Here is a 9,998-nt window from a genome sequence, read left to right as displayed (position 1 = left end):
ACCTGGCGGCGGCCGGCCTGGTCGACGCGGCGAGCTACGTGGCCACGGCGCCCAGCCTGGATGCAGTGCCGTGGGCCGGCGTCGGCCTGGTCATCGAATGCATCCCGGAACGCCTGGACCTGAAGCAGGCCCTGTTCGCCGAACTGGAACGCCGCGCCCCGCCGCACGCCATCCTGGCCAGCAACAGTTCCAGCTTTCCCATTAGCGCCATTGGCAAGGGCCTGGCCACGCGCGCGCGGATGCTGGGGCTGCACTTCTTCATGCCCGCGCACCTGGTACCGCTGGTCGAGGTGGTGCTGTGCGAAGCCAGCGGCATGCAACATGCCGATGCGCTGATCGCCTTCATGCGCCGCTGCGGCATGGTGCCCGTCAAGGTGCGCAAAGACCTGCCCGGCTTCCTGGCCAACCGGCTGCAGCACGCCCTGTCGCGCGAAGCCTTCGACCTGATCGACCAGGGCATTGCCTCGCCCGAAGACGTGGACGCCGCGGTGCGGTTCGGGTTCGGGTTCCGGTTCCTGGCGGCCGGCCCCGTGCTGCAGCGCGACCACGCCGGCATCGACGTGCACGCGGCGGCGGGCGCCACCATGTATCCGTCATTCTGCAACAGCGACCGCCCCGCCCGCTGCCTGTCCGACCGCGCGCAGGACGGCCGCCACGGCATGAAAACCGGCCAGGGTTTCTATCCCTGGACGCCGGACACCATCGCCGCCGAACGTGCCCGCTACGACCGCCTGCTGCGCGCCGGCCTGGACCTGATCGCCGACGAACTGCCGCCGATCGAGCCGTGACGGCGGGGCCGGCGGCGGTTTCACCGGCCGGCTATTGGTTTACATCGATGACAACCCGCCCACGGTTGCCCCCGGCCATCATGCCGGCAGCCAGTTGTGGAACCTTGCTCAGCGGCGCCGTGCTGGCGATCTGGCCGAAGGCCTCGTGCGGGTAGTCACGTGCCAGGCGTTGCCACGCTTGCTGACGGCGCGGCACGGGGCACATGACCGAATCCACCCCCAGCAACCGTACACCCCGCAGAATGAACGGCATGACGGTGGTGGGCAGATCGGGGCCGCCCGCCAAGCCGCAGGCCGCCACCGCGCCGCCGTAGTCTATGGATGCCAGCACGCGCGACAACACCACCGAGCCCACCGTATCGATGGCGGCCGCCCATTGCTGGTTCTCCAGGGGGCGCGGCGCCTGTGCCCACGCCTCACCGTGCAAGACCTCGGCGGCTCCCAGTTCTTTCAGATAGTCGTGCATGGCCTCACGGCCCGGCGGCACCAGCGCGGATACGCGAAACCCCAGCCTCGACAGCAGGGCCACGGCCACGCTGCCCACGCCACCGGCGGCGCCGGTTACCAGCACCGGACCCGCCGCGGGCGTAATACCGGCCTCTTCCAGCGTCATGACACACAGCATGGCGGTAAAGCCTGCGGTGCCAATAGCCATGGCCTGGAAACTGTCCAGGCCCGCCGCCAGCGGCACCAGCCAGTCGGCCTTCACGCGCTGCATTTGTGTGTAGCCGCCCCAATAACGTTCGCCCACGCTCCACCCCGTCAGGACGACAGGATCCCCGGGCCGGTAAGCGGGGCTATCCGATTCGACGACGGTACCGGCCAGGTCGATTCCCGGCACCATGGGAAACTCGCGCACGATCTTCCCCGTGCCCGTTACCGCCATGGCGTCCTTGAAATTCAGGCTGGAATAATCCACCTTCACCAACACGTCGCCAGGCGGCAACTGATCTACCGTCATGTCGCGCAGATGGCATTGCGTCTTGCCGGCCTCCTGGGTAAGCAACATGGCCTGGAAAGCAGTCGTCTGAGTCATGCAGAAATCCTTGCGAAAGCGTTGAAAATAGAAAATCAATCGACACGGCTGCCCGACAGCCGTACCAGTTCGCCCCAATGGCTGTATTCCGACCGCAGCAGCGCGGCGAAAGCCTCCGACGTATCCGTGCGCGGCACGGCCCCTATCGATTGCAGCGACCGGGTCATCGCGGGCTCTGTCATGGCGGCGCGCATTTCGTCATTCATGCGGCGCACCACGTCAACCGGCGTACCTTTCGGATACAGCATGCCCAGCCACGGCTGGGCGCGGAAGTCCGGGTAGCCCGCCTCGGCCACGGTAGGCACGTCCGGCAGTTGCGGCAAACGCTGGTCGGCCGCCACTGCTATCGCCTTCAGGCGGCCGGACAGAATATGAGGCAAGGTCACCGCCACCGTGTCCAGGCCCACCGTCACGTTGCCAGCGATCATGTCAGTCATGGCCTTCACGCTACCCTGGTAGGGGATGTGAGTCAGCTTCACGTCCATCTCGCGCTGAAGCATCACCATGCCCAGGTGCGACAGCGTGCCATTGCCGGACGATGAATAGTTCAGCGCGCCCGGATGGCTGCGCGCATACGCGCGCAGCTCGGCCATGTCGTTGAACGGCGCGGCGGCGTTGGCAACCAGGATCATGGGCAAATCCGCCACCAGCCCCACCGGGGAAAAGTCGCTCAGGGTCTGGTATCCCGTGGATTTGTACAAGTGTGGATTCGTCACCAATGACGCCGTTGCCGACAGCATCATCGTGTACCCATCGGCTGGCGCCTTGGCCAGCGCCGCCAGCGCGATGCTGCCGCCCTGCCCCGGCCGGTTTTCTACCACCACGGGCTGCTGCAGGTTCTTGGACAAGCGCTCTGCCAGCATGCGGGCCACGGCGTCGGTGGCTTGCCCTGGCGGAAACCCGACCAGCAGCGTCACCGGCTTGGCCGGCCAGGCCGCGCCTTGCGCCGACATGCTCAAGGCGCATCCCAATGCCACCGCCCCTCTTTTGATCCAGTCATACATTGCTTGTCTCCTTTGTGGTGGAAAACCGCTCTTTGGCGGCCCCGCATGGGTGACGCGATGCGGCCTGGCGGGTCAGATCACGCCCGAATGGCGCAGGCGCTCGCGTTGCGATTCCGATATGCCGATCGCCGCCAGGACCTCGTCGTTATGCTGCCCCAGCGCGGGTCCCGCATGCCGCACCCCGCCAGGTGTGTGGGAAAAGCGCGGGACGACGGCCTGCATGCGCACGGTGCCCAGTTCGCCGTCGGGCACGGACACGATCGCCTGGCGCGCGGCGAAATGGGGATCGGCAAAAATATCGGCAATGTCGTAGATGGGGCTGAAACCCACCGCGTTGGCCTCCAGCAATTCCCCCAGCTCGGACAGCGTGTACCCCCCGATGGCTTCAGCCAAGATCGCATCCAGTGCCTCACGGTGCTGCACGCGGCCGGGGTTGGTGGCGAAACGGCCGTCCTGCAGCACGTGATCCAAGCCCAATGCCTGGCATAGCCGTTCGAAAATACGCTGCGTAGAGGCGGCGATCGACGCCCAATGGCCGTCACGCGTCAAGTACACATTGCCCGGCGCCGCGTACTGGCTGCGGTTGCCCTGCCGGCCCCGCACGATGCCCAACTGGTCGTACTCGATGGGCAGGAAATCCATGACACGGAACATGGATTCCATCAGCGAACAATCGATTTCCTGCCCTTGCGCCCCGGGTACGACTTTGTCGCGGTACAGCGCCGACACTATGCCCAGCGCGCCGAACAACCCTGCCACCGCATCGGCAATGGGAAATCCCATATGCAGCGGCCGTCCATCCGGTTCGCCGCAGATGTGTGTCAGGCCGCTCATGGCTTCAAACACCCGGGCGAAGCCCGGCTTGCTGCGGTAGGGGCCGGTCTGTCCAAACCCCGTCAACCGCAGGATGGTCAACCGGGGGTTGTGCTGGTGCAGCCAGCCGCGCGTAATGCCCCAGCGGTCCAGGGTGCCAGGCCGGAAGTTCTCGACCAGCACATCAAAATCGGGCAGCAGGCGCGCCAGGATATCGCGTGCGTCCTCGGTGCGCAGGTCCAGCGAAATACCCTTCTTGTTGCGATTGGCCACCTTCCACCACAACGGCACTCCCTCTTTATGAGGTGCAAGATCGCGCAACGGATCGCCGCGCCCGGGCATCTCCACTTTCAGTACCTCGGCACCCAGGTCTGCCAGCAGCGTGGCGGCCCACGGCCCGGCTACGACGGTGGAAACGTCCAGGATGCGTACGCCCGCCAGGGGCCCATTTTGCGCCGGATTCATGCCCTGCTCCTCTGTCTTGGCGGCCGAACGCAACGAGTTGGCGTGGCCGATGCAAACCATTCTGTGATGAAATCCGGCGATACGGAATGGGAAATATAGATAAACCAGTTATCTCATTTCGAGATGGGAGACAGCAATGGAATTGAAAACGCTGCGGATCTTCACACGCATTGCCGAATCCGGCAGCCTGACCCGCGCCGCGACGGCGCTGGGCATTGCCCAGTCGGCGCTGAGCCGCCATTTATCGGAACTGGAACAAGAATTCGGGGGCCGATTGTTCTTTCGTACCGGCCGTGGCGTGCTGCTGACCGAACTGGGGGAAAGCCTGATGCCGCGGGCGCAAGCCTTGCTGCTGGAGGCCGACCAGTTCATGGAAGAAGCCAGGGCGGCGAAGCGCAAGCCGGGCGGCGTGGTGAATCTGGGCCTGATCCCATCCCTGTCCCAGCCGCTGATCGGCATGCTGTTGACGCATACGCGCGCGCATTACCCCGACATCCGGCTGCGAGTCTTCGAGGGCTATAGCGGCGAGATCGAAGCCTGGCTGGCCAATGGCAAGATCGACGCGGGAATCTACAACCGCTACCGGGCCGCCAGCCATACCGCGCGCGACGTTCTGCTGGAAACCAACATGATGCTGGTTACCGCGGCCGATTCTGCGCTGGCGCAGCAGCGAACCATCCGGTTCACCGATCTTGCGCGGATACCGCTGGCGTTGCCCGTGCGTCCCAACTCGTTGCGAGGCGTGCTCGATGGCATCGCGCAGCGCCACGGGGTCAGCCTGGAAGTGGTGCTGGAAGCCGATTCCGGAGTTGCCATCAAAGACGCCATTCGCCATGGCGGCCTGCACAGCATACTGCCCGCCCATGCGGCATCGGCGGAGATATCCCAAGGCATGCTCAAGCCGATCCGCCTGGTAGGCCCTGTGATCCGCCAGACCGTATTGCTGGATATCAGCCGCCAGCGCCCCACCTCCGCCGCCACGCGGCAACTGCTCAAGGTATTGCCCGACTTCACGCGCCAGATCGCCAAAGAGTCGGCGAGCCGCGCCTGATCAACTCAGCGCCTGGCTCCAGGCCAGCGCTTTCTGCTGCATGCTCATGGCCGCATGCGCGGGACTGGTGGACGGCAAGGCAATGTATTCCAGGGGATGCGCGGCACGCAGCGTGGGCAGCACATGGCGCCTGAACAAGGCCGCGGCTTTTGCGCCGTTGAAACACACGCGGACGATGCCGGGGTGGGCTCGAAAGAAAGCGCCGAAATCATTTGGCACTATGCTCGCCAAGGCAATGTCGGCATCCAGGCTGCCCGTGCGGTCGCAGGCCTGCAGCACGTCCCATAGCGCGATGCCCGCCGCGTTCAACGCCGCGATGCGAGCGGCGTAATCGGCATGGAGATCGAAGCCGCAAGCCGCGGCGGCAATAGGCCAGAAGGCATTGCGCGGATGCGCGTAATACTGCTGGACGCGCAGCGACGCCACGCCGGGCATGGAGCCCAGAACCAGAATGCGCGGCGCCGGCCCCGCCTGCGGCGCGAAACCGTGCACACGCGGGACGGCGGCCAGGGTCAGGGGTTGGCCCGCCATACGCTGGCCAGCCAGGGCTGCTGGTCGCGGGGCAAGCCCGCTGGCCGATAGTAGTGTTCCAGCTCGCTGAAACCCGCTTCCACCAGGCGCGCGCGCCACGCCTCCAGGTCATGGTAGGCGCCGAAACGGCCACGGTTCCATTCTTCCTGGTTGCCGCCACGGGGATTGGAACTGAACAGCACCCCGCCCGGCCGCAATGCCGCATGCAGTTGCCGCAGCACGCGCGGCAGCTCCTGCGTGGGTACGTGGAACAGCACGGCGTTGGCAAAAATGCCGTCGAAACGGCCCGCGGGTAGATCCAGCGCCAGGAAATCCTGCCGCCACACTTCGCAGCCGGAGGCCTGCCGCGCCATCGCCGCGAAACGCTCGGAGCCGTCCAGCCCCACCGCGCGATGGCCCAGCGCCGTGAAGGCCCGCAAGTCGCGGCCCGGGCCGCAGCCCAGATCCAGGATGTCGTAGGGCGGATCGCCTTGCACGTGGCGCAGCAGCGCGGCGATATTCTGGCTGACGTCGTGGTCGCGCGTGCCGGCCTCGAAGCTGTCGGCGTTCTCGTTGTAATAGGCCAGCGTCTGTTCGCTGATACGGCGCAGGTCGTCGGGGTTGAGGGGCATGGCTTCGGAGGCTTGTGGGAATGGTGTCTGGTGCCCGGCACCGTCGGCACACAACGGTGTCTGGCACCTTCGGAGCCAGACACCCGACTATACAGAGATGCAGCCAGATCCGGGACGCAGCGGAGCCGGCTTTGCCGGTCCGCTAGCGTCGCCCCCCTTGAGGGGGGAAGCGCGCAGCGCTTCGGGGGGTGGGTTCAATCAAGCCGCCAGGCGGTTCTGGATGGACGACTTCACGTCGGGCAGTTCGCCGGGCAGGCGATCGGCCAGTTGCTGGAACAGCGTATCGTGCAGCGCCAGTTCATCGCGCCACGATGCCACGTCCACCGAGATAACCTGCTCGAACTTGTCGGGGCTGAATTCCAGGCCTGTCCAGTCGATGTCCTGGTACGTGGGCGATACGCCGAATACCTGCTCGACACCGGCGGACGTGCCGTCGATGCGGCCCAGCATCCATTTCAAGACACGCATGTTGTCGCCGAACCCGGGCCACACGAACTTGCCATCCGGGCCCTTGCGGAACCAGTTGACGCAGTAGATGCGCGGCAGCACGGCGCCGGCGGCCTCCAGGCGCTTGCCCAGCTTCAGCCAGTGGCCGAAGTAGTCGCTCATGTTGTAGCCGCAGAACGGCAGCATGGCGAAGGGGTCGCGCCGCACCACGCCTTGCTGGCCCGCCGCGGCGGCGGTGGTTTCGGAACCCATGGTGGCGGCCATGTACACGCCTTCCACCCAGTTGCGGGCCTCGGTCACCAGGGGCACGGTGGTGGAACGGCGTCCGCCGAAGATGAAGGCATCGATGACCACGCCCTGGGGGTTCTCCCATTCGGGGTCGATGGAGGGGCACTGCGAAGCCGGCGCGGTGAAGCGGGCGTTGGGATGCGCCGCCTTGCGGCCGCTTTCCTTGGCGATCTGCGGGGTCCAGTCCTGGCCCTGCCAGTCGACCAGGTGGTCGGGCGCGGTGTCGGTCATGCCTTCCCACCACACATCGCCGTCATCCGTGAGGGCAACGTTGGTGAAGATGACATTGGCCTTCAGGGTGGCCATGGCATTGAAGTTGGTTTTCTCGCTGGTGCCCGGCGCCACGCCGAAATAGCCCGCCTCGGGGTTGATGGCGCGCAGGCGGCCATCGGCGCCCGGCTTGATCCAGGCGATGTCGTCGCCGATGGTGGATACCTTCCAGCCGTCCATGCCTTCCGGCGGAATCAGCATGGCGAAGTTGGTCTTGCCGCACGCCGACGGGAAGGCCGCGGCCACGTGGTACTTGCGGCCCTTGGGCGACGTAACGCCCAGGATCAGCATGTGTTCGGCCAGCCAGCCTTGGTCGCGGCCCATGGTGGACGCGATGCGCAGCGCAAAGCACTTTTTGCCCAGCAGCGCATTGCCGCCGTAGCCCGAGCCGAAGCTCCAGATTTCGCGGGTTTCGGGATAGTGCACGATGTACTTGGTGGGGTTGCAGGGCCAGACCACATCGGCCTCGCCTTGCGCCAGCGGCTTGCCCACGCTGTGCACGCAGGGCACGAATTCGCCATCGCTGCCCAGCACGTCGAACACGGCGCGGCCCATGCGGGTCATGATGCGCATGTTCACCACCACATAGGGGCTGTCGGACAGTTCCACGCCGATGTGGGCAATATCCGAACCCAGCGGGCCCATCGAGAACGGCACCACATACATGATGCGGCCGCGCATGGCGCCGTCGAACAGGCCTTCCAGGGTACCGCGCATTTCGGCGGGGTCGGCCCAGTTGTTGGTGGGGCCGGCATCTTCGGCGCGTTCGGAACAGATGAAAGTGCGGTCTTCGACCCGAGCCACGTCGGAGGGATCGGACCAGGCCAGGTACGAGTTGGGGCGCTTGGCCGGGTTCAGCCGGCGCAGCATGCCGGACTGGACCATCTGCTCGCACAGGCGGTCGTATTCTTCCTGGGATCCGTCGCACCAGACCACCTGATCAGGCTTGGTCAGCGCCGCAACACGCGCCACCCACTCGATCAGGCCCTGGTGCTTGACGTATGCGGGAACATTGAGCGTAGCGATCCCGCCGTCTAACGGTTTATTCATCGGGCCCATCTCCTAGAGGTAAAAGACCATGCGGGCCCGCAAGGGACCCGCATTGTTATGTTAATCAGTGGCGTCATATTACTTGCATGCATCGCCGGCTCGCCACTTTGGTGCGCAAGGAGTGAAACATCTTATAACGGTTATGTCCCTATAAAAACGCGGCCCGCGGGCTGGGGGACATGGCCTGCGATGCAACGCGGTACAGCGACGCGCGGCATTTCCCCCCTGCCACAGGGAAAATTCAGGGTAAACCCGGACCAGGCATTATCATGCCGCCTTGACGCCAGGAAACCCTATGTCGCACATTGCCGCCCGCTCCGCCTGGATGCGGGAAATCCGCCACACGCTGGCGCTCAGCCTGCCGCTGGTCCTGACCAGCCTGGCGCAAATCGCCATGACCTCGGTGGACGTGATCTTCATCGGCCGGCTGGGCCCGCAGGCGCTGGCTGCCAGCGCCCTGGGGGCCAATCTGTACGCCGCCATCGCGTTCTTTGCGCTGGGGCTGGTCACCGCCACCGCGCCCATGGTGGCGCGCGAACTGGGCGCGCGCCGCCATTCGGTGCGCGACGTGCGCCGCACGGTTGCGCAAGGCTTGTGGACGGCCGCCATCATTTCCGTGCCGGGCTGCCTGGCCTTGTGGCACGGCGAAGCCATTCTGATGGCGATCCGGCAACCCCCTGAACTCGCCGCGCAGGCCGGCATTTACCTGCGCGCGCTGCTATGGGCCCTGCCTCCCTTCCTGGGCTTTCTGGTATTGCGCTCGTTCGTGGCGGCCCTGCAGCGGCCACGCTCGGCGCTATGGGTGGCGCTGGCCGGCATTCTGTTCAACGCGCTGGCCGACTGGGTGCTGGTGTTCGGCAACCTGGGCTTTCCCGCCATGGGCCTGGTGGGCGCGGGCGTGGCCAGCGCGGTCGCCAGCCTGGCCCTGTTCGTGGGCATGATCGCGGTGGTGGCCCATGACCGCACCTTCCGCCGCTACCGCCTGCTGCATGGGGTATGGCAGGCCGACTGGCACCGGCTGAAAGCCCTGTGGACACTGGGCCTGCCGATCGGCGCGGCCACGGCGTTCGAAGTCACCATCTTCAACGCCGCGGCCTTCCTGATGGGCTGGCTGGGCGAGGCCGAACTGGCGGCCCATGCGGTGGCCATCCAGATCGCCAGCATCAGCTTCATGGTGCCCTACGGCATCGCCCAGGCGGCCACGGTACGAGTGGGGCACGCCTATGGCGCGCGCGACGCCCTGGCCATTCAACGAGCCGGGTGGACAGCGTATGGGCTGGGCGTGGGGTCGATGGTGATCGCGGCCACCTTGATGGTGGCCGTGCCGCATTGGCTGCTGGCCGCATTCTTCGATGTACAGGCGCCGTCCAACGCGCAGATGCTGGCATTGGCGTCGTCGTACCTGGCGGTGGCTGCCGTGTTCCAGGTGGTGGACGGGGCGCAGGTAATGGGGGCCGGCATGTTGCGCGGCTTGCACGACACGCGTGTGCCGATGGTGTACGCGGCCATCGGCTACTGGGGCCTGGGCCTGCCCGCCGGCGCGGCGCTGGCGTTCTGGGCGGGCTGGCGCGGCGTGGGCATCTGGAGCGGCCTGGCCATAGGCCTGGGCGTGGTGGCCGTGCTGATGACGCGCCGCTGGATGCG

General features: G+C 66.1%; 9 protein-coding genes. 3 read left to right on the top strand and 6 right to left on the bottom strand.

What is annotated here, in order from left to right; all coding sequences use genetic code 11:
- The coding region (locus tag LPZ50_RS16360; protein WP_230662657.1) for a 3-hydroxyacyl-CoA dehydrogenase family protein at positions 1-788 on the top strand (788 nt) is incomplete at its 5' end.
- A 31-nt stretch (positions 789-819) separates the two neighbouring features.
- Here LPZ50_RS16360 and LPZ50_RS16355 read toward each other — a convergent pair.
- The 3 genes from LPZ50_RS16355 to LPZ50_RS16345 form a co-directional block, all read right to left on the bottom strand.
- On the bottom strand, positions 820-1,824 hold the full coding sequence (locus LPZ50_RS16355; RefSeq protein WP_230662655.1) for an MDR family oxidoreductase: 1,005 nt from the start codon (positions 1,822-1,824) through the stop codon (positions 820-822).
- A gap of 35 nt (positions 1,825-1,859) precedes the next feature.
- Positions 1,860-2,828 (bottom strand): Bug family tripartite tricarboxylate transporter substrate binding protein, encoded by a 969-nt coding sequence (locus LPZ50_RS16350; protein WP_230662653.1) that lies wholly within the window; start codon positions 2,826-2,828, stop codon positions 1,860-1,862.
- Positions 2,829-2,900: 72 nt separating this feature from the next.
- Positions 2,901-4,106, bottom strand: coding sequence for a CaiB/BaiF CoA transferase family protein (locus tag LPZ50_RS16345; protein ID WP_230662651.1), 1,206 nt, complete (start codon positions 4,104-4,106; stop codon positions 2,901-2,903).
- A 136-nt stretch (positions 4,107-4,242) separates the two neighbouring features.
- On the opposite strand from LPZ50_RS16345, the gene LPZ50_RS16340 reads away from it, so the two are divergent.
- Positions 4,243-5,157, top strand: a complete 915-nt coding sequence (locus tag LPZ50_RS16340) for a LysR family transcriptional regulator (protein ID WP_230662649.1) — start codon at positions 4,243-4,245, stop codon at positions 5,155-5,157.
- On the opposite strand, the gene LPZ50_RS16335 is transcribed toward LPZ50_RS16340, so the two are convergent.
- From LPZ50_RS16335 to LPZ50_RS16325, 3 genes are all read right to left on the bottom strand, one after another.
- Positions 5,158-5,688, bottom strand: a complete 531-nt coding sequence (locus LPZ50_RS16335) for a DNA-deoxyinosine glycosylase (RefSeq protein ID WP_268903435.1) — start codon at positions 5,686-5,688, stop codon at positions 5,158-5,160.
- Entirely contained in the window at positions 5,670-6,299 is a 630-nt protein-coding gene (locus LPZ50_RS16330; protein WP_230662647.1) for a class I SAM-dependent DNA methyltransferase, read from the bottom strand. The genes LPZ50_RS16335 and LPZ50_RS16330 overlap by 19 nt, the downstream gene beginning before the upstream one ends.
- A 198-nt stretch (positions 6,300-6,497) precedes the next feature.
- On the bottom strand, positions 6,498-8,354 hold the full coding sequence (locus LPZ50_RS16325) for a phosphoenolpyruvate carboxykinase (GTP) (RefSeq protein ID WP_230662645.1): 1,857 nt from the start codon (positions 8,352-8,354) through the stop codon (positions 6,498-6,500).
- A gap of 295 nt (positions 8,355-8,649) precedes the next feature.
- Between LPZ50_RS16325 and LPZ50_RS16320 the strand changes: the two genes are divergently transcribed.
- Positions 8,650-9,998 (top strand): MATE family efflux transporter (locus tag LPZ50_RS16320; RefSeq protein WP_230662643.1); only part of this gene is annotated, 1,349 nt, incomplete at its 3' end.

It is taken from the genome of Bordetella petrii, from assembly GCF_020991325.1.
Classification (GTDB): domain Bacteria; phylum Pseudomonadota; class Gammaproteobacteria; order Burkholderiales; family Burkholderiaceae_B; genus Bordetella_A; species Bordetella_A petrii_E.
Note: the sequence above shows the minus strand (reverse complement) of the source record. Positions and strands in the feature narration are given on the sequence as shown.

What these genes read in the sequence shown, in the direction of transcription:
- LPZ50_RS16355 (WP_230662655.1), bottom strand. Translation starts at nt 1,824, where the DNA reads ATGACTCAGACGACTGCTTTCCAGGCCATGTTGCTTACCCAGGAGGCC.
- LPZ50_RS16350 (WP_230662653.1), bottom strand. Translation starts at nt 2,828, where the DNA reads ATGTATGACTGGATCAAAAGAGGGGCGGTGGCATTGGGATGCGCCTTG.
- LPZ50_RS16345 (WP_230662651.1), bottom strand. Translation starts at nt 4,106, where the DNA reads ATGAATCCGGCGCAAAATGGGCCCCTGGCGGGCGTACGCATCCTGGAC.
- LPZ50_RS16340 (WP_230662649.1), top strand. Translation starts at nt 4,243, where the DNA reads ATGGAATTGAAAACGCTGCGGATCTTCACACGCATTGCCGAATCCGGC.
- LPZ50_RS16335 (WP_268903435.1), bottom strand. Translation starts at nt 5,688, where the DNA reads ATGGCGGGCCAACCCCTGACCCTGGCCGCCGTCCCGCGTGTGCACGGT.
- LPZ50_RS16330 (WP_230662647.1), bottom strand. Translation starts at nt 6,299, where the DNA reads ATGCCCCTCAACCCCGACGACCTGCGCCGTATCAGCGAACAGACGCTG.
- LPZ50_RS16325 (WP_230662645.1), bottom strand. Translation starts at nt 8,354, where the DNA reads ATGAATAAACCGTTAGACGGCGGGATCGCTACGCTCAATGTTCCCGCA.